At 69.8% G+C, this 19,540-nt stretch carries 21 protein-coding genes; 12 read left to right on the top strand and 9 right to left on the bottom strand.

Translation table 11 applies throughout. The features are described 5' to 3' along the window. The first annotated feature begins 28 nt into the window (after nucleotides 1-28). A complete protein-coding gene (locus FO470_RS05265) occupies nucleotides 29-562 on the top strand; it encodes a c-type cytochrome, methanol metabolism-related (RefSeq protein WP_418655035.1) in 534 nt (177 codons plus the stop codon). A 136-nt stretch (nucleotides 563-698) separates the two neighbouring features. Here FO470_RS05265 and FO470_RS05260 read toward each other — a convergent pair whose 3' ends face one another. The 3 genes from FO470_RS05260 to FO470_RS05250 form a co-directional block, all read right to left on the bottom strand. Next, entirely contained in the window at nucleotides 699-1,787 is a 1,089-nt protein-coding gene (locus FO470_RS05260; RefSeq protein WP_144341820.1) for a quinone-dependent dihydroorotate dehydrogenase, read from the bottom strand. Nucleotides 1,788-1,792: 5 nt separating this feature from the next. Further along, nucleotides 1,793-2,155 carry a DUF952 domain-containing protein gene (locus FO470_RS05255; RefSeq protein ID WP_144341819.1) on the bottom strand — a complete coding sequence of 121 codons (363 nt, stop codon included), beginning with the start codon at nucleotides 2,153-2,155 and terminating at the stop codon, nucleotides 1,793-1,795. A 108-nt stretch (nucleotides 2,156-2,263) separates the two neighbouring features. Then, nucleotides 2,264-3,706 carry a pyridoxal phosphate-dependent decarboxylase family protein gene (locus FO470_RS05250; RefSeq protein WP_144341818.1) on the bottom strand — a complete coding sequence of 481 codons (1,443 nt, stop codon included), beginning with the start codon at nucleotides 3,704-3,706 and terminating at the stop codon, nucleotides 2,264-2,266. Between the two features lie 207 nt (nucleotides 3,707-3,913). On the opposite strand from FO470_RS05250, the gene FO470_RS05245 reads away from it, so the two are divergent. Then, entirely contained in the window at nucleotides 3,914-4,540 is a 627-nt protein-coding gene (locus tag FO470_RS05245; protein WP_144341817.1) for a S24 family peptidase, read from the top strand. A 76-nt stretch (nucleotides 4,541-4,616) separates the two neighbouring features. On the opposite strand, the gene FO470_RS05240 is transcribed toward FO470_RS05245, so the two are convergent. Continuing rightward, nucleotides 4,617-4,874 carry a YMGG-like glycine zipper-containing protein gene (locus tag FO470_RS05240; protein WP_144341816.1) on the bottom strand — a complete coding sequence of 86 codons (258 nt, stop codon included), beginning with the start codon at nucleotides 4,872-4,874 and terminating at the stop codon, nucleotides 4,617-4,619. Nucleotides 4,875-5,090: 216 nt separating this feature from the next. Between FO470_RS05240 and FO470_RS05235 the strand changes: the two genes are divergently transcribed. Further along, nucleotides 5,091-5,726 (top strand): peroxiredoxin, encoded by a 636-nt coding sequence (locus tag FO470_RS05235; RefSeq protein ID WP_144341815.1) that lies wholly within the window; start codon nucleotides 5,091-5,093, stop codon nucleotides 5,724-5,726. Between the two features lie 211 nt (nucleotides 5,727-5,937). On the opposite strand, the gene FO470_RS05230 is transcribed toward FO470_RS05235, so the two are convergent. The 3 genes from FO470_RS05230 to def are packed head-to-tail and all read right to left on the bottom strand — an operon-like array spanning nucleotide 5,938 to nucleotide 7,914. Continuing rightward, nucleotides 5,938-6,402, bottom strand: a complete 465-nt coding sequence (locus tag FO470_RS05230; RefSeq protein ID WP_144341814.1) for a GNAT family N-acetyltransferase — start codon at nucleotides 6,400-6,402, stop codon at nucleotides 5,938-5,940. After that, entirely contained in the window at nucleotides 6,399-7,316 is a 918-nt protein-coding gene (gene fmt / locus FO470_RS05225) for a methionyl-tRNA formyltransferase (protein ID WP_144341813.1), read from the bottom strand. The genes FO470_RS05230 and fmt overlap by 4 nt, the downstream gene beginning before the upstream one ends. Nucleotides 7,317-7,359: 43 nt before the next feature. Further along, complete coding sequence (gene def / locus FO470_RS05220; protein WP_144341812.1) at nucleotides 7,360-7,914, bottom strand: peptide deformylase; 555 nt, start codon at nucleotides 7,912-7,914, stop codon at nucleotides 7,360-7,362. Nucleotides 7,915-8,024: 110 nt separating this feature from the next. Between def and FO470_RS05215 the strand changes: the two genes are divergently transcribed. The 3 genes from FO470_RS05215 to FO470_RS05205 all read left to right on the top strand — a co-directional run bounded on the left by FO470_RS05215 (nucleotide 8,025) and on the right by FO470_RS05205 (nucleotide 10,507). After that, nucleotides 8,025-9,221: a DNA recombination protein RmuC gene (locus FO470_RS05215; protein WP_144341811.1), complete on the top strand. Its 1,197-nt coding sequence runs from the start codon at nucleotides 8,025-8,027 to the stop codon at nucleotides 9,219-9,221. A gap of 96 nt (nucleotides 9,222-9,317) precedes the next feature. Then, nucleotides 9,318-10,217, top strand: coding sequence for a LysR family transcriptional regulator (locus FO470_RS05210; RefSeq protein WP_144341810.1), 900 nt, complete (start codon nucleotides 9,318-9,320; stop codon nucleotides 10,215-10,217). 110 nt (nucleotides 10,218-10,327) lie between these two features. Further along, complete coding sequence (locus tag FO470_RS05205) at nucleotides 10,328-10,507, top strand: DUF1328 domain-containing protein (protein ID WP_144341809.1); 180 nt, start codon at nucleotides 10,328-10,330, stop codon at nucleotides 10,505-10,507. A 113-nt stretch (nucleotides 10,508-10,620) separates the two neighbouring features. On the opposite strand, the gene FO470_RS05200 is transcribed toward FO470_RS05205, so the two are convergent. Both FO470_RS05200 and FO470_RS05195 read right to left on the bottom strand, forming a co-directional pair. Continuing rightward, on the bottom strand, nucleotides 10,621-11,172 hold the full coding sequence (locus FO470_RS05200) for a sigma-70 family RNA polymerase sigma factor (RefSeq protein ID WP_186291839.1): 552 nt from the start codon (nucleotides 11,170-11,172) through the stop codon (nucleotides 10,621-10,623). Then, on the bottom strand, nucleotides 11,169-11,369 hold the full coding sequence (locus FO470_RS05195) for a NepR family anti-sigma factor (protein ID WP_244616961.1): 201 nt from the start codon (nucleotides 11,367-11,369) through the stop codon (nucleotides 11,169-11,171). The genes FO470_RS05200 and FO470_RS05195 overlap by 4 nt, the downstream gene beginning before the upstream one ends. A gap of 236 nt (nucleotides 11,370-11,605) precedes the next feature. Here FO470_RS05195 and FO470_RS05190 point away from each other — a divergent pair, with 236 nt between their 5' ends. The 6 genes from FO470_RS05190 (at nucleotide 11,606) to FO470_RS05165 (ending at nucleotide 19,443) form a co-directional block, all read left to right on the top strand. Beyond that, nucleotides 11,606-12,409 carry a response regulator gene (locus FO470_RS05190; protein ID WP_144341807.1) on the top strand — a complete coding sequence of 268 codons (804 nt, stop codon included), beginning with the start codon at nucleotides 11,606-11,608 and terminating at the stop codon, nucleotides 12,407-12,409. Nucleotides 12,410-12,419: 10 nt separating this feature from the next. Beyond that, nucleotides 12,420-13,754 carry a sensor histidine kinase gene (locus tag FO470_RS05185; protein WP_246659475.1) on the top strand — a complete coding sequence of 445 codons (1,335 nt, stop codon included), beginning with the start codon at nucleotides 12,420-12,422 and terminating at the stop codon, nucleotides 13,752-13,754. Between the two features lie 296 nt (nucleotides 13,755-14,050). Continuing rightward, nucleotides 14,051-14,503 carry a hypothetical protein gene (locus FO470_RS05180; RefSeq protein ID WP_144341805.1) on the top strand — a complete coding sequence of 151 codons (453 nt, stop codon included), beginning with the start codon at nucleotides 14,051-14,053 and terminating at the stop codon, nucleotides 14,501-14,503. Nucleotides 14,504-14,654: 151 nt separating this feature from the next. Continuing rightward, nucleotides 14,655-15,260, top strand: coding sequence for a PRC-barrel domain-containing protein (locus FO470_RS05175; RefSeq protein ID WP_144341804.1), 606 nt, complete (start codon nucleotides 14,655-14,657; stop codon nucleotides 15,258-15,260). Nucleotides 15,261-15,447: 187 nt separating this feature from the next. Then, nucleotides 15,448-18,240: a [protein-PII] uridylyltransferase gene (locus FO470_RS05170; protein WP_144341803.1), complete on the top strand. Its 2,793-nt coding sequence runs from the start codon at nucleotides 15,448-15,450 to the stop codon at nucleotides 18,238-18,240. Nucleotides 18,241-18,603: 363 nt separating this feature from the next. After that, the gene (locus FO470_RS05165; protein ID WP_159601419.1) at nucleotides 18,604-19,443 is read left to right on the top strand and encodes an ABC transporter substrate-binding protein; all 840 of its coding nucleotides are present in this window, start codon (nucleotides 18,604-18,606) and stop codon (nucleotides 19,441-19,443) included. The last annotated feature ends 97 nt before the right edge of the window (nucleotides 19,444-19,540 follow it).

Genomic DNA, 19,540 nt, shown 5'->3' with positions numbered 1-19,540 from the left:
ACGAGAAGCCGGAGCGCCGGGGAACGCCATGACCATGCGCAACGGGGCCAACGCCACGCTTCTTGTCGCGCTTCTTCTCGCGCTTCTGCCATTCGCGCCGTCGCCGGTGGGGGCGGACGGATCGGGCGATCCGGCACCCGCCAGCTCCTCCGGCGGCGAGTACAGCGACCGGCAGGGCAACCCGACCTACAAGATCGACAAGGACGGCACCGTCGACTGGTACACCTCGGTCGGCTACCTCCGCTACACCGCGAACTGCATGCAGTGCCACGGCCCGGACGGGCTCGGCTCGAGCTTCGCCCCCTCGCTCGTCGATGCCTTGCAGACGCTGAGCTACGACCGGTTCCTCGACACCGTGACCAACGGCAAGAAAACGGTGAACACGAGCCAGGAACTGGTGATGCCGGCCTTCGGGGTGAACCCGAACGTGATGTGCTATGTCGAGGCCATCTTCATCTATCTGCGGGCGCGCTCGGACGGCGCCCTCGGCCGGGGCCCGCCGCAGAAGAGCGCGCCGCGACCGGCCGGCTACAGCGCGACGGAAAACGCCTGCATGGGCTAAAAGCCCTTCACCGCCCCGCACGCGCCATGAAGGCGCCGGAGCGTTTCATGGTTTAGCGGAACCATTGAAACGCTCTGGATTTTTGAGTTGTCGCATTTCTTCACGCGAACCGGTGCCCGCTTCGCTCGAAAAGGCTCTAGGCGGGGAACGGCGAGGCGACCAGATCGCGCGCGCGCCGCCCGGTGAGCGCGGGCAGCGCCACGCCTTCCCCGGCGAGGCGGTCCAGCAGCCCCTGCTTGATGCGCGGCACCAGCCCCAGCCCCTCATAGACCAGCGCCGAATAGAGCTGGATCAGGCTCGCGCCGGCTTCCAGCTTGGCGATCGCCGTCTCGGGGCTGTCGATGCCGCCGACCCCGACCAGCGGGAAGGCGCCCTCGGCGCGCACATAGACCTCGGCCAGCATGCGGGTGGACAGCGGGAACAGCGGGCGGCCGGAAAGCCCGCCGGTCTCCGCCTTGAAAGGCGAGCGCAGCGTGGCCGGGCGGGCGATGGTGGTGTTGGAGACGATCAGCCCGTCGATGCGGCGCCGGCGCGCCACTTCCACCACGCCGTCGAGATGGGCCAGCGCGAGATCGGGCGCGATCTTCAGGAGCAGCGGCACCTGCGGGGCGACGCGGTCGCGCGCCTCCATCACCCGCGCCAGCAGGTCGTCGAGCGCGTGCTCCTCCTGCAGGTCGCGCAGCCCTGGCGTATTGGGCGAGGAGACGTTGGCGGTGAAGTAGCAGGCGAGGCCGGCGAAGGCGGAGATGCCGGCGACATAATCCGCCGCGCGATCGACCGAATCCTTGTTGGCCCCGACATTGACGCCGACGATGCCGGCGCACGGACGGCCATGGCCCTTGCGGCCGGCGAGGCGCGCGGCGGCCGGCGCATGGCCGCCGCTGTTGAAGCCGTAGCGGTTGATCACCCCCCGGTCCTCGGCGAGGCGGAAATTGCGCGGGCGCGCATTGCCCGGCTGCGGGCGCGGGGTGATGGTGCCGACCTCGACGAAGCCGAAGCCGGCGCCGAGCATGGCGTCGGGCACCTCGGCCTCCTTGTCGAAGCCCGCCGCCAGCCCCACCGGATTGGGAAAGCGCATGCCGAACGCCTCCACCGCGAGGCGCGGGTCGTCCACCGGCACGGGGCGCGCGGGCAGCGCGGACAGCGCGCGGATGGCGAGGCCGTGGGCGGTCTCCGGGTCGAGCAGGCGGGCGACCGGCAAGGCGAGATCGAGAAGCGTGCTCATCGCCTTCAGTCCTCCAGCGCCGGGAAGAGATGCCGCCCGTCCGGCGCCAGCGGCAGCGGGCGCACCCACGCCACCGCATCGAGGGCGAGCGGGCCGTAGAGATGGGGGAACAGCGCGCCGCCGCGCGAGGGCTCCCAGCGCAGCCGCGCGGGATCGAGGCGCGCGGTGCGGATGGCGACCAGCAGCAGGTCGTCCTGCCCGGCGAAATGCTTCGCGGCGGTCTCGGCGACCTGGGCGCTCGTGGAGAAGTGGATGAAGCCGTCCTGCACGTCGACCGGCGCGCCCGCGAAGCGGCCGGCGGCTTCCGCCGCCTGCCAGAGCGCGCGCGGCGCGATCTTGTAGATGAGGCCCGTCTCTCCCGTCGTCATGTCGCCCCCTCTGCGCCCGGCCGCGCCCGCACGCGCCCGTATCCCCCGACAGCCGGCGTGTCTTAGAGCCCTTTCCGTCCGGAGGAAACCGTCCGAAGGGACAAGGCGCTAGCGGCCCACAGCGGCGCAGGCGACGGAGCGCCAGCAGCGCCGGATCGCTTCCGCCGAGGCACGGATGTCGTCCTCTCCCGTCGCGTAGCCGATGATGGAGACCCGCATCGCCCAGCGGCCCCGCCATTTCGCCCCGCCGGCGAAGCAGGTGCCGTCCGCCTGGACGGCGGCAATGGCGGCGAGGGTGAGCGCGTCGCCCTCCTCCTCCGGCCTGTCCGCGCCGAAGCGCACCAGCACCTGGTTGAGCACCACCTCGTTGAGCACGGCGATGCCGGGCTCGGGCTCGAGCAACTCCGCCAGCAGCCGCGCCTGCGCGCAATGGCGCTCGACCATCGCGGCGATGCCGGCGCGGCCGAAATGGCGCAGCAAGGCCCAGGTGGCGAAGCCGCGCGCGCGGCGCGAGAGCTCCGGCACGTAATGGGAGGGATCGCGCTCGGTGCCGCCCGCCGGCGGCAGGTAGCTCGCCGCGATGGTCATGGCCCGGCGGTGCGCCTCGGCGTCGCGCACGATGGCGTAGCCGCAGTCGAAGGGCGTCTGCAGCCATTTGTGGCCGTCCGTCGCCCAGGAATCGGCGCGTTCCACGCCGTCCGCCAGCCCGGCGCGGGAGGGACAGGCGCGCGCCCACAGGCCGAAGGCGCCATCCACATGCACCCAGGCGCCGCGCGCATGGGCGCGCCCGACGATGTGGGCGTGCGGATCGAAGGCGCCGGTGTTGATCTGGCCGGCCTGGGTGACGACGATCAGCGGACCGTCGCCGGCGGCATCGGAGGACAGGGCCGCGTCGAAGGCCTCGGGGCGCATGACGCCCTGCGCATCGGTCGCCACGCGCAGCAGGCTCGCCGCGCCGAAGCCGAGATATTGCAGGGCGGAGAACACACTGGCATGGGCCTCGTCGCCGATGACCACGCGCACCGGCGGAGCGCCGAACAGGCCCTTCGCCTCGACGTCCCAGCCGACGCGGCGCAGCACCGCGCCGCGCGCCGCCGCCAGGCCGACGAAGCTCGCCATGGTCGCGCCGGTGACGAAGCCGACGGAGGATTCCGGCGGCAGCCGCAGCACGTCGAGCAGCCAGCGGGCGGCGACCGTCTCCGACGCCGCGGCGGCGGGGGCCGCCACGTGGTTCGCGGTGTTCTGCCCCCAGGCGGCGGTGAGCCAGTCGGCGGCGAGGCCGACCGGATGCGAGCCGCCGATGACCCAGCCGAAGAAGCGCGGGCCGGTGGTGGCGTGAAGGCCGGGGCCGGCGCGGCGCACCAGATCCTCGATCACGCCGGGGCCGCCCTCGCCCTCCTCCGGCAGCACGCCGTCGAAGGCGCGGACCGCCTCGGCATAGGTTGAGGCGGACTGCGGCGCGGGCGGCGCGGTGCGGTAGGCGGCGGCGTGCCGCGCGGCCCGCATCAGCAGCGCCTCGACCTCGTCCTGCCTCTCCTCGTGCTCCGGCATTCGCGCCCCCTGTTCGACGGGCGGCCATCCTAGGCACCGCCGCCGCGCTGTCCAGATGACCACAAGGGGGTGTGGGCAGGGACAGCGGAAGAGCTGTGGAGATGGAGGGCGGCCGCCGCGGGCCGGGGCCCCGATCGCGGCTGGACTTCGATCGGATTAGGGTATAATTCCTATGTTTCCGACAAAAATCCGCTTTTCAGGCGCCCCATGCTGACCCATGCCCAGATCTGGCGGGCCGTCGACCGGCTGGCCGAGCAGCACGGCCTGAGCGTCTCCGCGCTCGCCAAGCGCGCCGGTCTCGACGCCACCACCTTCAACCGCTCCAAGCGCGAGGCGCCGGACGGGCGGGCGCGCTGGCCCTCCACCGAGAGCATCGCCAAGATCCTCGCCGCCACCGGCACCGGCCTCGACGATTTCATGGCGCTGATCGACGGCACCGGCACGGCGCGGCGCTCCATCCCGCTGATCGGCTTCGCGCAGGCGGGCGGCGGCGGCTATTTCGACGATGCGGGCTTTCCGGTCGGCGGCTCGTGGGACGAGATCGTCTTCCCCAATGTCGGCGACGAGCACGCCTATGCGCTGGAGATCGCCGGCGATTCCATGCTGCCGCTCTACCGCGACGGCGACGTGGTGGTGGTCTCGCCGGCCGCGCCGGTGCGGCGCGGCGACCGTGTGGTGGTGAAGACCCGCGAGGGGGAGGTGCTGGCCAAGGAGCTGAAGCGCCGCACCGCCCGGACGGTGGAGCTGCGCTCGCTCAACTCCGAACATCCCGACCGGCTGCTGCAGGAGGGCGAGATCGCCTGGATCGCCCGCGTGCTGTGGGCGAGCCAGTGACGCCTGTGGAGCCGCCAGCCCCGGATGATGCGCGGACGGCCCACGACGGGGCCGCCCGTTCCCGTTCTCCGGCGCGTCAGCAGCGCACCGGCACCATGCGGCCGTAATAGTCGCGGGCGTAGCAGTCGCCCGGCGAGGTCGCCGCGCCGATCACCGCGCCCGTGCCGGCGCCGACCGCCGCACCGATCGCCGCTCCCCGGCCGCCGCCGGCGATGCCGCCGATGACCGCGCCCGTGCCGCCGCCGATGAGCGCGCCGCCGGCCGTACGCTGCTGCGTGGTGGTGCAGGCCGCGAGGCTGAGCGCGACGACGGAAATGGCAACGATCTTACGCATGACTTCCTCTCCAGATCTGTCGCGGCACCCGCCCCCGCGACCCGTGGGCACGCCGGCGGGAGGGGCCCGACCGGCGCAATGGCGTCCGACAGCGTAAACGTCGCCGGCCGCCTCCGGTTCCGATATTACCGCACATGCGTGGAATTGCGCTTCCTATCGCGCTAGCGCGAAGTATAATACAAAAACAGTAGAGTTTTATTCCGTCTGGAGACTGCCATGACCATCCGCCTTGGGGATGTCGTCCCCGATTTCGACGCCGAGACCACCGAAGGCCCCATCCGCTTCCATGAGTGGCTGGGGGATTCATGGGGCGTGCTGTTCTCCCACCCGAAGAACTTCACGCCGGTCTGCACCACCGAGCTGGGGCAGGTCGCGCGGCTGAAGCCGGAGTTCGACCGCCGCAACGTGAAGGTGATCGGCCTGTCCGTCGACCCGCTCGACGCGCATGCCAAATGGTCGGACGACATCGCCGAGACGCAGGGCTACGCGCCGAACTTCCCGCTCATCGCCGACCCCGAGCGCAAGGTCTCCGACCTCTACGACATGATCCACCCCAACGCCTCCGACACGCTGACGGTGCGCTCGGTGTTCGTCGTCGGGCCGGACAAGAAGCTGAAGCTCTCCCTCACCTATCCCGCGAGCGCCGGGCGCAATTTCGACGAGATCCTGCGGGTGATCGACTCGCTCCAGCTCACCGCCACGCACGCCGTCGCCACGCCGGCGAACTGGAAGGACGGCGACGACGTGATCATCGTCCCCTCGGTCAGCGACGAGGCCGCGAAGGAGAAGTTCCCGCAGGGCTGGAAGACGCTGAAGCCCTATCTGCGCATCGTCGCCCAGCCGGGGAAGTGAGCGGCAGGCTCCAGAAGCCCGGCGGCGCACTCCCGCATGACAGTGTCATCCCCGGGCTTGGCCCGGGGATTCATGACGTCGGTGACGGGAAAGACGTGGATGGCCGGGTCAAGCCCGGCCATGACGGCGCGAGGGGGGACAGGGCCTTCGCCTCTTCCCCGGCTTCGCCCCGAGGCCCCGCTTCCTTCGCGAGGCCCTCGCTTCCGGCGCCTCAGCGGCCGGTCGGCTTGCGGTACTGGATGAAGCCGGTGCGCTCGGCGACGGCGTTGTAGAGACGCTGCGCGGTGGCGTTGGTCTCGTGGGTCAGCCAGTAGACCTTGGGCGCCCCCTGCGCGGCGGCGGCCGCGTGGACGTGCTCGATCAGCCGGCGGCCGAGGCCCTGGCCGCGCTGGCTGGCATCGACGAACAGGTCGTTGAGGTAGCACACGTCGCCGACCGCCCAGGTCGAGCGGTGGAAGAGCCAGTGGGCCAGCCCCACCGCCCGCCCCTGCGCGTCGAGGGCGAGGGCGCCGTGCACCGGCTCGGCGGGGTCGATCAGGCGCCGCCAGGTGGTCTCGCTCACCGCGTCCGGCAGTTCCGCCTCGTAGAAGGCGAGATAGGCCTGCCAGAGCGGCAGCCAGAGCGCGTGGTCCGCCGGCGCCAGGGCGCGGATGGTGCTCGTCGGCGTCGCGTTCATTCCAGCACCGTGCCCTTTTCGAGATCGCTGCCGCGCAGGAAATCCGGCGCCGCCATCGCCCGGCTGCCCGCCTTCTGCACCTCCACCAGCCGCACCGCGCCCGACGCGCAGGCGACGGTGAGCCGGTCGTCCAGCAATTCGCCCGGCCGGCCGGCGCCCTCCGCCCGCGTCGAGCGCAGCACCTTCACGCGGGTGCCGGCGAGTTCGAACCACGCGCCGGGGAACGGCGAGAGGCCGCGAATATGGTCGTGCACCGCCTTCGCCGGCTGCGCCCAGTCGATGCGGGTCTCGCCCTTCTCGATCTTGGCGGCGTAGGTGACGCCCGCCTGCGGCTGCGGGGTGAAGGACAGGCCGCCGCGCTCCAGCGCCGCGAGCGCCCGCGCCATCAGATCCCCGCCCACCACCATCAGCCGGTCGTGCAGCTCGCCGGCGGTCATGTCCGCGCCGATGGGCACGCGCTCGACGAGGCCGACCGGGCCGGTGTCGAGCCCGGCCTCCATCTTCATCACCGCGACGCCGGTCTCCGCGTCGCCGGCCATGATGGCGCGCTGGATCGGCGCGGCGCCGCGCCAGCGCGGCAGCAGCGAGGCGTGCAAATTGAGGCAGCCGAGCTTCGGCAGATCGAGGATGGCCTGCGGCAGGATGCGCCCATAGGCCACCACCACGGCGGCATCCGCCTCAAGCGCGGCGAAGGCGTCGACCGCCTCCTCGCCCTTCAGCGTCGCGGGGGTGAAAACGGGAATGCCGAGCCGTTCGGCCGCGCGGTGCACCGGCGAGGGCACCAGCTCCAGCCCGCGCCGGCCCGCCTGCGCGGGAGCGCGCGTATAGGCGGCGACCACTTCGTGGCCGCTGCCGACGATCTCGACCAGCGTCGGCACCGCGAAATCGGGCGTGCCCATGAAGACGATGCGCATGAGGACTCCCGGTCGGTGCGGAAGGAGGCGGCCGGCGGCGGGATCAGACCCCGTCGCGCTCCTTCTTGGCGAGCTTGGTGAACTTGGTCATCACCCGGTCGCGCTTGAGCTTGGAGATGTGGTCGATGAACAGCACGCCGTTGAGATGGTCGATCTCGTGCTGCACGCAGGTGGCGAGCAGCCCGTCGGCGTCGATCTCCTGCGTCTCGCCGTTGAGGTCCATGTAGCGCACCCGCACGCGGGCGGGACGCTCCACGTCCGCATAATATTCCGGGATCGACAGGCAGCCTTCCGCGTAGACCGAAAGCTCCTCCGAGGCGGAGACGACCTCCGGGTTGATCAGCGCCAGCGGACGCTTCTCGACCTCGCGCTCGTCGCCCTCCTCCCGGTCCTCGGCCTCGCGCGGGCCGACATCGATGGTGACGATGCGCTCGGGCACGCCGACCTGGATCGCGGCCAGGCCGACGCCCGGCGCGTCATACATGGTCTCGAACATGTCCTCGACGATGGCGCGCACGCGCGCATCGACCCGCACCACGGGATCGGAAATCAGCCGCAGGCGGGAATCGGGAAGGATAACGAGAGGGCGTATCGACATGCCGTTCAGATAAGCGCTGGTCCGCCCGCGGTCAACGGAGGGGCTGCGGCGGGACGCGCCGATGTTCACTCTCCGTTCGCGCGGCCGGCCGAATCTGCTAGAAGGGCGCGATGGATCAGGTTCTGTTCGTCCTCGGCACGCACCCGGTGACGCTGGCGCAGGTGCTCGCCGGCGCGGGGGTGCTCGGTTTCCTGCTGCTCGTCGCCGTGCTGCGCGCGGTCTCGCGCAGCGCCCGGCAGAACGCCGCCGAGGCCGACGAGCAGGCCCGCCGCGCCGACGAGCTGGAGGAACAGCTCACCGCGCTCGCCCGGACGCAGGCGGAAACCATCGGCCGCGTGCAGTCCATGGCCGAGGTGCTGGCCCAGCGGCAGGGCGAGCTGGCCCGCGCCGTCGCCGAACGGCTCGACGCCACCACCCACCGCATGGGCGAGAGCCTGGCGCGCTCGGCCGAGGCGACGCATGAGAACCTCGCCAAGCTGAACGAGCGCCTCGCGCTGGTCGATCAGGCGCGGCTCTCGCTCGGGGAACTGTCCGGGCAGGTGATGAGCCTGCGCGAGACGCTCTCCAACAAGCAGGCGCGCGGCGCCTTCGGCGAGGGACGGCTGCAGGCGATCATCGCCGACGGCCTGCCGCGCGACAGCTTCGCCTTCCAGCACACGCTGGCCAACGGGCGGCGCGCCGACTGCGCGATCTTCCTGCCCGGCGACAAGCGCCCGCTGCTCGTCGATTCGAAGTTCCCGCTGGAAGCGGTGACCGCCTTCCGCGAGGCGCAGACGGAGGAGGCCCGCCGGCAGGCCCAGACGCGGCTGAAGGGCGATGTCGGCAAGCATGTGAAGGACATCGCCGAGCGCTATCTCGTCAGCGGCGAGACGCAGGACATCGCGTTGATGTTCGTGCCGTCGGAATCGGTCTATGCCGAGTTGCACGAGCATTTCGACGAGGTGATCCAGCAGGCGTTCCGCGCCCGCGTGGTGATCGTCTCGCCCTCGCTGCTGATGCTCGCCGTGCAGGTGGTGCAGGCGATCTGCAAGGATGCGCGCATGCGCGAGCAGGCGGACCTCATCCGCGCCGAATGCGGCAGGCTGGTCGCCGATGTCGTGCGGCTGCGCGACCGGGTCGGCAACCTGCAGAAGCATTTCGGGCAGGTGAACGAGGACGTGGCGCAGGCGCTGACCTCCGCCGACAAGATCGCCAAGCGCGGGGCACGCATCGAGCAGCTCGAATTCGAGGGCGAGGCGATACCGGCCGGCGAGCCAGATCTGCCGGACACGCTGCCCCTGCTCGGCCTGCGCGGCGCGGCGGAATAGCGCCGGCTGATTTTCATCGCTCCAATTCGCAGGCGCGGCGCGCTCTGATAGTCTGATAGAATCTTTCTATCGTGCTCGCATCAGGAAGCGTCCCGCGTGATCGACCGTTTCGAACTTCTGCTCGCGCTCGCCAAGGAGCGTCATTTCGGCCGCGCGGCGGAAGCCTGCGGCGTCACCCAGCCCACCCTTTCCGCCGGCCTGAAGCAGCTCGAGGAGCAGCTCGGCGTGCGCCTCGTCGAGCGCGGCTCGCGCTTCATCGGCTTCACGCCGGAGGGCGAGCGGGCGCTGCAATGGGCGCGCCGGGTGATCGGCGACGTGCGCGCCATGCGCCAGGAGATCGCCGGCATGCGCAAGGGCCTCAGCGGCCATCTGCGCATCGCCGCCATCCCCACCGCCATGCCGATGCTTTCCGAGCTGACGACGCCCTTCCACGAGAAGCACGGCGACGTGCGCTTCACGCTGATCTCGGCGAGCTCCAACGAGGTGCTGCGGCTCATCGAGAACCTCGAGGCCGACGCCGGCGTCACCTATCTCGACAACGACCCGCTCGGCCGGGTGAAGACGGTGCCGCTCTACAAGGAGGGCTACCGCTTCCTCACCTCCGCCGACGCCCCGCTGGGCAACCGCGCCAAGGTGACGTGGCAGGAGGTCGGGCGGGTGCCGCTGTGCCTGCTCACCCCCGACATGCAGAACCGCCGCATCGTCGACAAGCAGCTCGCCGAGGCCGGCCACAGCATCACGCCGATGCTGGAGGCCAACTCCACCATCGCGCTGCTCTCGCATGTGCGCACCGGCAAATGGGCCAGCGTCGTCGCCAACACGCTGGCCGACGTGTTCGCCTTTCCCGCCAGCATCCGCTCGATCCCGATCGAGGGGCCGGAGGTGGAGCACCAGATGGGCCTCGTGGTGCTCGACCGCGAGCCGATGACGCCCATCGTCACCGCGCTGCTGGCCGAGGCCCGGGCGATCGCGCCGGCGCTGTCGGAGCGGATGTAGCCGCGCGCCGGCGTCTCCACGCGCCGGGCGGGAACCCTCTGCCGGCTCGGTGGTTGTTCCGGCGACGCGGGCGCGCTCCGGCGCGCCGCACCGTAGCAGTGGAGGCATTCATGCTCGGCTGGGCGCTCACCTTCCTCGTGATCGCGCTGATCGCCGCGGTGCTGGGTTTCGGCGGCATCGCCGGCACCGCCATCGAGATCGCCAAGATCATCTTCGTGGTCGCCATCATCCTGTTTGTCGTATCGGCCGTCGTCGGCTTGCTGCGCGGCCGCTCCGGCCGGGTTCCCTGAACCCGGACCTCGCCGCATGGCGGCGATCAAAGGGACGCCCCCGGCACGCCCGGGGGCGTTCCCGCTTTCAGACACCGGTTTCGGGAGGGATGGCGGGGGAAGGCGCGCCGGCCTCAGGCGCGCTCGGCGGCGAGCGCGGCGCGGGTGGTCCGGTCGGGACCGAAATCCTCGCCATCCTCGATGGCCAGCAATTCGCCCAGGCGCTTGCGGGCGCGGTTGACGCGGCTCTTGATGGTGCCGACGGCGCACTGGCAGATGTCGGCGGCCTCCTCATAGGAGAAGCCGGACGCCCCCACCAGAACCAGCGCCTCGCGCTGGTCGGGCGGCAGCTTTTCGAGCGCGGCGCGGAAATCCTCGAAATCCAGATGCGTGGTCTGGTCGGGATTGCTGGTCAGCGTGGCGGCGAAGGCGCCGTCCGAATCCGGCACCTCCCGCCGCCGCTTGCGGTATTCCGAGCGGAACAGGTTGCGCAGGATGGTGAACAGCCAGGCCGGCAGGTTGGTGCCGGGCCGGAAGCTCGCAATATTGGCGAAGGCCCGCAGCAGCGTCTCCTGCACCAGATCGTCGGCGCGATCGACGCTGCCGCTGAGCGAGATGGCGAAGGCCCGCAGATTGGGTATCGCGGCGATGATCTCGTCGCGCAGCGCCGGGTCGACCTGGCTCACCGCGCGCCTCCGCTCTCGTCGGAAGTGCCCGCCTTGGGCCGGTCCAGCTGCGCCAACAGATCCATGAACCGATCCGGCACGCCCTGGCGCACCACGTCGTCATACATGGCGCGCAGGTGCTGGCCGATCTTCGCCTGGATATCGCCCCCGAGAGCGCCGCCGGAACCCCGCCCCGCTTCGGGCATGAGGGTATCCATGTTCGCGGGCTGGCCCTCGGACTGATCGTCGTTCATAGTCTTCTTTCCCGACATTGAGCCCCCGAATACGTCAAGAGGGAGGACGGCTCCGTCGCTTCATGCCCATCCATAACGGGCCAGCGGCAGGACGGTTCCAGAACCGGAGCGCAATTCCCCGGTTTTCATTCCATAGTGGAACCCGAAGCTTCATGGCGCGTTAACGAGCGCTTCACCTTTGCAGCATCGGGGAGACGCGAGTGAGCACTTCTCAACTGGTCGCGCAGCACCTGCCGTTCCTGCGCCGCTATGCGCGCGCGCTCAGCGGCAGCCAGGCCGCGGGCGACGCCTATGTCACGGCCCTTCTCGAAACCCTCATCGCCGACCCCGGCACCCTCGCTCCCGACATCGATCCGCGCGTCGCGCTCTACCGCCTTCTCACCCGGCTGTGGGATTCGGTGACGCTCAACGCGGAGACCGAACAGGCGCCCGCCCCGGTGCAGGGCGAGCGGCGCCTGAGCCATATCACCCCCGTCGTGCGGCAGGCCTTCCTGCTCGTCTCGCTCGAAGGCTTCAACGAGGAGGATGCCGCCGCCGTGCTCGATATCGATGTGCCGACCCTGCGCAATCTGGTCGAGGATGCCGGCCGCGAACTGGCGGAAGAGATCGCCACCGACGTCCTCATCATCGAGGACGAGCCCTTCATCGCCCTCGACCTCGAGGGGCTGGTGGAAAGCCTCGGCCACCGCGTGACCGGCATCGCGCGCACCCGCACCGAGGCGGTGGAGCTGGCGCGGCGCAAGGCACCCGGCCTGATCCTCGCCGACATCCAGCTCGCCGACGGCTCCTCCGGCCTCGACGCGGTGAACGACCTGATCGCGCAGGTCGAGGTGCCGGTGATCTTCATCACCGCCTATCCCGAGCGCTTCCTCACCGGCGTGCGGCCGGAGCCGGCCTTCCTCATCGCGAAGCCCTTCCAGCCCTCCACCGTCGCCGCCGTGATCAGCCAGGCGCTGTTCTTCGAGCGACGGGCGCGCCCACGGGAGCAGCGCGCCACCGCCTGAGCCCCGTGTGATGGCGTCCGCGATGCCGTTCCTTCCCTTCGACAACCTCGACAACGCCGCGCGCTGGGTAACGGTCCTCTCCTCCTTCGCCATCGCGGTGGGACTGCTGCGCCTGCTGCACGTGCGCCAGAATCTCTCCGGCCGCTCCCGGCTGCTGGCGTCGCTGCTCATCGCGCAGGTGCTGATGTTCGGCCTGCTATCGCTGCTCGTCATGTTCGACGGCAGCGGGATGCCGTGGCTGCGAAGCGCCGTGCGTATCGGCATCGCCACCCTCAACGCCATCGGCGCCGTCGCGCTGTGGACCAATTTCAGGGCGCTGGCGAGCCTGCCCTCGCCCGGCCATGTCGCCAGCGAGCAGCGCCGCCTGACGCTCGAACTGGCCACCGCGCTGCAACGCTACGAGATGGCGCTGCGCGGCTCCAACGTGGCGATCTTCACCCAGGACCGGGCGCTGCGCTACACCTCGGTCAGCAAGCCGCTGTTCGGCGCGCCGGTCGACCAGGTGCTGGGCTCGACCGATACCGAGCTGCTGGGCGAGGCCCGCGCCCGCCCGCTGAACCTGCTCAAGCGCGACTGCTTCGCCGCCGCCGCCGCCCGCAAGGGCGAGACGGAGATGGAGGAGAACGGCAGCAAGCGCTGGTACGACATCCATGTGGAGCCGCTGCGCGACCTCGCCGGCACCATCGTCGGGCTGACCGGCGCGGCGGTGGACGTGACCGAGCGCAAGGAGAACGAGCAGCATCTGCGCCTGCTGATGCGGGAGCTGACGCACCGCTCGAAGAACCTGCTCGCCGTCATCCAGGCCATGGCCCGCCAGACCGCGCGCCATGCCGGCTCGATCGACGAGTTCGTCGAGATCTTCAGCGCCCGCCTGCAGGCGCTCTCGCGCTCGCACGACCTGCTGGTGCAGGAGAGCTGGCACGGCGCCTCGCTGAACGACATGGTGCGCTCGCAGCTCGGCCATCACATCGACCGCGAGAACAGCCAGGTCACCATCAAGGGGCCGAACATCTTCCTCAAGCCCGAGGCGGCGCAGAACATCGGCCTCGCCCTGCACGAGCTCTCCACCAACGCCGCCAAATACGGCGCGCTGTCGGTGCCGACCGGGCATGTCGACATCATCTGGGCGCGGCGGATGGCGGAGGCCGGCGGCGGCTTCGAGCTCTCCTGGCGCGAGAGGGGCGGCCCGCCCGTCACCACGCCGACGGGACGCGGCTTCGGCTCGCTGGTGATCGAGCGCAACCTGGCGCGCGCCCTCGACGGCGAGGTGCAGCTGGAATTCGCCCCCGGCGGCCTGATCTGCAATGTCAGCGTTCCCGAGCACCACCTGACCGCCGAGCGATAGGCGCGCAGGTCCGCTCCCGGGCTCATCCGGCATCCTGCCGCGCGCGAAAACGTGATCGCGCGCGGAAAAACCCGGACGGGAACCCGTAACCTCCCGAAGCGTTAACCATAAGACGCCGGCACGCCGTGCCGGACCGTCCTTTTTCGAAGGAACATGCGCGCGCGGAAGATGTCCGGCGGCGGAGGCGGCATGCGCTGTCTCTCCGGCGGGCCAAGGCCTTTTTCCCGCATCTATTGGCCTTTCGCGGGCATCGATGGGCAGGACACGGCGAAAGGGAACGACGAAAGGGGAACGTCATGGCTGGTTTCGGCAATGCCGCCTTCAAGGGCTCGGCCTATATTCTCGGCGCGGCGACGGGCATCGCCCTGATGGTGCCGCTCACCGCCGGCGCGCTCGGGGCCGGCGCGGTCTCCCGCCTCTCGCCCCAGCCGGTGGCGATCGAAGGCAGCCTCCAGCGCAATTTCGCGGCCGCCCCCGTGGTCAACCGCGCCGCCAAGGGCCCGCGCCTCGACATCGCCCCCGCGGGCACGTCCACTCCGGGCACCTCCGCCCAGAGCCCTTCCAGCCCGCCGGCCGCGAAGGCGCCGGTGATCGAAAGCGCCTCCGAGACCCGTCCCGCGGTGCCCGCCCGGGTGATGCGCACCCCGAAGGGCTGCCTGTCGGCGATCGGCGTGACGAAATCCAACCTCGCGACGGAAGAACTGACGGTCTGCATGGCCGACGCCTCGATCATCGATCGGATCAACTGACTACCGTCGCCTCGCACCGCGGGAACAACCAGCGCTCCGAACGTCGAAAGCGACGGAACGAAATCGGTATATTGACGTTTACTACGCAGACGATCGGCCTGATCGCTTCACCACGACATCACACCCGTGACATTCGTAAAGGGAGAAGACGATGACCAGAACGTTTGCGACCCTGACCGCCGCGGCGGCCCTGATGATCGCCCCCGCGACCTTCACCTCGATGGCGCAGGCCCAGAGCCCGTCGCCGGAAACCACCACCCCGCCGGCCGCCAGCCCGGTCATGCCGGATGCTGGCACGCCGCAGGCGCCGCCGGCTGAAATGCCCAACAGCCCGTCCACCGACACCCCGAGCGCCGCACCGGACGCGATGCCCGGCGACACCACCCAGGCCAGCCCGACCGTGGTGCCGGCGACGCCCAAATTCGTCGCCACGCAGGAATCCGGGCAGCAGCTCGGCTCCGACCTGATCGGCGCCGACGTCGTGACCTCGACCGACGAGAAGCTCGGCTCGATCCGCGACGTGGTGGTGGAGCGCGACGGCCGCATCATTGCGGCGGTGATCGACGTCGGCGGGTTCCTCGGCATCGGCGCCAAGCCGGTGGCGGTGTCCTTCGACTCGCTGGCCCCGACCACCACCGACAGCGGCCAGAAGATCGTGGTGGCCCTCACCAAGGAGGAGCTCAACACCGCGCCGGAGTTCAAGACGCTTGAACAGGTGCGCCAGGAGACCTCCGACGCCGGCGCCCGCACGAACTGAGGCGCGGCGGAAGCCTTTCGCGGGCTTCGCGGAAACGGAACATGCCCGGCCCCGCGCCGGGCATGCGGCGTTTCAGAGCCCGCTTTCGCGATCCGGCGTCCTTCGCGCGGCGGCGCACGATGACGGCGCACGATGACGGCGCCTGCCGGATCGGCTAAAGCGGATGTCCGATCAGCCGGACCGTGACATGACCGAATCCCGCCGCCGCACCGACCATCCCTTCAAGGAACTCTTCGACATCGACGCCATGCGGGTGGAGCTCAGCGCCCTCGCCCGGCAGGTGCTCGACGACGGCAAGTCTGGACGCGAGGTGGAGATGCGCGGGCAGATGGCCCGGCGGCTCAAGCTCGCCTACCAGCAGGGGCACAAGACCGCCGAGCGCTGGCTGATGGAGGAAGGCTCCGGCCGGCGCTGCGCCGAGCGGCTCTCCCGCCTGCAGGACGAGATCATCTCGCTGGTCCACGAGCTGGTGATCACCCATCTCTACCCCTCCGACAACCCCTCCACCGCCGAGCGCATGGCCATCGTCGCGGTCGGCGGCTACGGGCGCGGGCTGATGGCGCCGGGCTCGGACACCGACATCCTGTTCCTGCTGCCCTACAAGCAGACCGCCTGGGGCGAGAGCGTCGCCGAGGCCATCCTCTACGTGCTCTGGGACATGGGGCTGAAGGTCGGCCACGCCACGCGCTCGGTCGACGAGTGCATCCGCCAGGCGCGCGCCGACATGACCATCCGCACCGCGCTGCTGGAAGCGCGGCTGTTGCTTGGCGAGAAGACGCTGTTCGACGAGCTCGCCAGCCGCTTCGACAAGGACGTGGTGCAGGGCACGGCGGTGGAGTTCGTCGCCGCCAAGCTCGCCGAGCGCGAGGAACGGCTCAAGCGCGCCGGCCAGTCGCGCTACGTGGTCGAGCCGAACGTGAAGGACGGCAAGGGCGGCCTGCGCGACCTGCACACGCTGTTCTGGATCGCCAAATATGTCTACCGCGTGCACGAGACGCGCGACCTCGTGGCCAAGGGCGTGTTCACGCCCGAGGAAGCCAAGATCTTCCGCCGCTGCGAGGATTTCCTCTGGTCGGTGCGCTGCCACCTGCACTTCCTGACCGGCAAGGCCGAGGAGCGGCTCTCCTTCGACCTCCAGCGCGAGATGGCCGAGAGGCTGGGCTATGTCGCCCATCCCGGCCTGAAGGACGTCGAGCGCTTCATGAAGCACTATTTCCTCGTGGCCAAGGACGTCGGCGACCTCACCGCCATCGTCTCGGCGGCGCTGGAGGAGCGGCACGATAAGCCGGTGCCGCGGCTCGACCGCATGATCGCCCGGCTGCGCCGCTCGGGCCGGCGCACGCTGAAGGAGAGCGCCGACTTCATCGTCGACAACGACCGCATCAACGTCGCCGATTCCAGCGCCTTCGGCCGCGACCCGGTGAACCTGATCCGCGTCTTCCACCTCGCCGGCAAGCACGGCCTCGCCTTCCACCCGGACGCGATGCGCCTCGCCACACGCTCGCTCAAGCTGATCGACCAGAACGTGCGCGAGAACCCGGAGGCGAACCGGCTGTTCCTCGAGATCCTGTGCTCGAAGGAAAGCCCGGAGATCGTGCTGCGGCGGATGAACGAGACCGGCGTGCTCGGCCGCTTCATCCCCGAATTCGGCCGCATCGTCGCGATGATGCAGTTCAACATGTACCATTCGTACACGGTGGACGAGCACCTGATCCGCGCCATCGGCGTGCTGTCGCGGATCGAGCGCGGCGACCGGCCGGAATACGGCCTCGCCAACGAGCTGATGCCGCAGATCAAGAACCGCACGCTGCTCTATGTGGCAGTGTTCCTACACGACATCGCCAAGGGCCGGCCGGAGGATCATTCGATCGCCGGCGCCCGCGTCGCCCGCAAGCTGTGCCCGCGCTTCGGCCTCAGCGCGGTCGATACCGACACGGTGGCCTGGCTGATCGAACAGCACCTCACCATGTCGACCATCGCCCAGTCGCGCGACCTCTCCGACCGCAAGACGATCGAGAACTTCGCCGCGGTGGTGCAGAACCTGGAGCGGATGAAGCTGCTGCTCATCCTCACCACGGCGGATATCCGCGCGGTGGGCCCGGGGGTGTGGAACAACTGGAAGTCCCAGCTGCTGCGCACGCTCTACCACGAGACCGAGCCGGTGATCACCGGCGGCTTCTCGGAGAGCAACCGCAACCAGCGCGTCGCCCGCGCGCAGGCCGAGTTCCGCGCCGCCCTGCCGGAATGGGACAGCGAGGCGCTCGACACCTATGTCGCCCGCCACTACCCGACCTACTGGCTGCAGACCGACCGCGCGCACCAGCTCGCCCATGCCCGCTTCATCCTGGCGGCGGAGGCGGACGGAAAGGCGCTCGCCACCAGCGCGCACACCGACGCCCGGCGCGGCGTCACCGAGCTGACGGTGTTCGCCCCCGACCACCCCAAGCTGCTCGCCGTCATCGCCGGTGCCTGCGCCAGCGCGGGCGCCCACATCGTCGACGCGCAGATCAGCACCACCACGGACGGACGCGCGCTCGACACCATCTCGCTGACCCGCGCCTTCGAGCAGGACGAGGACGAGATGCGCCGCGCCGACCGCATCGCCGCCGCGATCCAGAAGTCGCTGGTGGGCGAGATCCGGCTGCCGGAGATCGTCGCCAAGCGCATTCCCAAGCGCCCGCGCGCCTTCACGGTGGAGCCGGAGGTGACGCTCAACAACTCGTGGTCCAACCGGCACACGGTGGTGGAGGTCTCCGGCCTCGACCGGCCGGGCCTGCTCTACGGGCTGACGCAGACGCTCTCGCGCCTCAACCTCAACATCGCCTCCGCCCATATCGCCACCTTCGGCGAGCGGGCGGTCGACGTGTTCTACGTCACCGACCTGATGGGCGCGAAGATCATGGGCGCCGCCCGCCACTCCGCCATCCGCCGCGCCCTTCTGCAGGTGCTCGACGCCGACGACGAGGCCAACGCGGCGTAGCGAAGCGACATCCAGCCGCCACGAAACCTGCGGTTCGGCGCCCCTCTCGCGCGCTCCTTGCCGCCTGGAGCGCGCGCCGGGCCGGTGCCGATCTGCCCGACCCGGCACGGCCCGCCGGGCGGGAGCCGATGTCCGCCGCCGGCGCGACAGGGCCGGCCAAATGGCTTATCGCCCATAAGCTCACGCTCTGGGCTGCGCCCGAATCATTATTGGACCGGTCGCGGGAGCCGTGAAATCCTTTTCGGCAGTTATCCATCGGGAATGGCGATGCTTGCGTTTCCCGGAGGATATCCAAAATAAACCAGAGGGATTCCAATGAAATTGTCGGCGCGACGGCTTTGTACCGTTGGGTTATCGTTGGCGGTGCTGCTGAGCGCCGGGACTTTTTCTAGCGTCAGGGCCGATGAGGTTGTTCTGACGAAGAGCGAAGAAATCTACAAGGCCCTGCCTGAAAAGATCCGCAAGGCCGGTGTCATCAATGCCGCGACGGCGGCCGATTACCCTCCTTTCGAATTTCTCGATGAGAACAACAAGCTCGTCGGCGCGGACATCGATCTCGCCGCCGCCCTGAGCAAGGTTCTCGGCGTGACGCTCAAGAACAACCAGACCGAATTCTCGAACATCATGCCCGGCCTCCAGGCGGGCCGGTTCGATGTCGGCATGTCCTCCATGGGCGACTATATCAGCCGCCAGAAGACCGTGGACTTCGTCGACTACTTCCGCGGCGGCACGTCGTTCCTCGTGCGCGCTGGCGCGAAGGAGCCCGCCGCCTTCGAGGACGTCTGCGGCACCGCCGTCGGCGCGCTGAAGGGCACCTCCTCGGAAACGCAGGCCGAGGACACCAGCAAGAAGTGCGTCGAGGCCGGCAAGGCGGCGGTGAAGGTCAGTGCCTTCCCGACCCAGAACGCCGCCGTGCTCGCGCTGACGTCCGGCCGGATCGACTCGGTCTCCGGCGATTCCGCCACCAATGGCTATTCGGCCAACCAGATCGGCGATGCGATCAAGAATGTCGGCCTGACCGTCTACAATGATCGCCCCTATTACGGGATCGCCGTCCCCAAGGACTCGCCGCTCTACCAGCCGCTCTTCGACGCCATGGGCGTGGTGATGAAGTCGGGCGCCTACAGCCAGATCCTCAAGAAGTGGGGCCTGGAATCCGGCGCCATCAGCGAGCCGATGAAGAACCAGGGCTCCGAGGGCTGAGTTCGGCCATCTCATCGAGCGAACATCCGCTCCAGCCCGGAGGCGAAAAGGCCTTCGGGCTGGCGGTCGAATCCACCAGGCACGTTATCGGCCCCCC

It is taken from the genome of Ancylobacter moscoviensis, assembly GCF_007559435.1.
GTDB lineage: Bacteria > Pseudomonadota > Alphaproteobacteria > Rhizobiales > Xanthobacteraceae > Ancylobacter > Ancylobacter moscoviensis.
The sequence above is the reverse complement of the archived record's forward strand: the minus strand, read 5'-3'. Positions and strand labels throughout refer to the sequence as shown.

Excerpts from the sequence above, each read along its gene's own strand:
- FO470_RS05265 (WP_418655035.1), top strand. The coding sequence starts at position 29 with ATGACCATGCGCAACGGGGCCAACGCCACGCTTCTTGTCGCGCTTCTT.
- FO470_RS05260 (WP_144341820.1), bottom strand. The coding sequence starts at position 1,787 with ATGAGCACGCTTCTCGATCTCGCCTTGCCGGTCGCCCGCCTGCTCGAC.
- FO470_RS05255 (WP_144341819.1), bottom strand. The coding sequence starts at position 2,155 with ATGACGACGGGAGAGACGGGCCTCATCTACAAGATCGCGCCGCGCGCG.
- FO470_RS05250 (WP_144341818.1), bottom strand. The coding sequence starts at position 3,706 with ATGCCGGAGCACGAGGAGAGGCAGGACGAGGTCGAGGCGCTGCTGATG.
- FO470_RS05245 (WP_144341817.1), top strand. The coding sequence starts at position 3,914 with ATGCTGACCCATGCCCAGATCTGGCGGGCCGTCGACCGGCTGGCCGAG.
- FO470_RS05240 (WP_144341816.1), bottom strand. The coding sequence starts at position 4,874 with ATGCGTAAGATCGTTGCCATTTCCGTCGTCGCGCTCAGCCTCGCGGCC.
- FO470_RS05235 (WP_144341815.1), top strand. The coding sequence starts at position 5,091 with ATGACCATCCGCCTTGGGGATGTCGTCCCCGATTTCGACGCCGAGACC.
- FO470_RS05230 (WP_144341814.1), bottom strand. The coding sequence starts at position 6,402 with ATGAACGCGACGCCGACGAGCACCATCCGCGCCCTGGCGCCGGCGGAC.
- fmt (WP_144341813.1), bottom strand. The coding sequence starts at position 7,316 with ATGCGCATCGTCTTCATGGGCACGCCCGATTTCGCGGTGCCGACGCTG.
- def (WP_144341812.1), bottom strand. The coding sequence starts at position 7,914 with ATGTCGATACGCCCTCTCGTTATCCTTCCCGATTCCCGCCTGCGGCTG.
- FO470_RS05215 (WP_144341811.1), top strand. The coding sequence starts at position 8,025 with ATGGATCAGGTTCTGTTCGTCCTCGGCACGCACCCGGTGACGCTGGCG.
- FO470_RS05205 (WP_144341809.1), top strand. The coding sequence starts at position 10,328 with ATGCTCGGCTGGGCGCTCACCTTCCTCGTGATCGCGCTGATCGCCGCG.
- FO470_RS05195 (WP_244616961.1), bottom strand. The coding sequence starts at position 11,369 with ATGGATACCCTCATGCCCGAAGCGGGGCGGGGTTCCGGCGGCGCTCTC.
- FO470_RS05185 (WP_246659475.1), top strand. The coding sequence starts at position 12,420 with ATGGCGTCCGCGATGCCGTTCCTTCCCTTCGACAACCTCGACAACGCC.
- FO470_RS05180 (WP_144341805.1), top strand. The coding sequence starts at position 14,051 with ATGGCTGGTTTCGGCAATGCCGCCTTCAAGGGCTCGGCCTATATTCTC.
- FO470_RS05175 (WP_144341804.1), top strand. The coding sequence starts at position 14,655 with ATGACCAGAACGTTTGCGACCCTGACCGCCGCGGCGGCCCTGATGATC.
- FO470_RS05170 (WP_144341803.1), top strand. The coding sequence starts at position 15,448 with ATGACCGAATCCCGCCGCCGCACCGACCATCCCTTCAAGGAACTCTTC.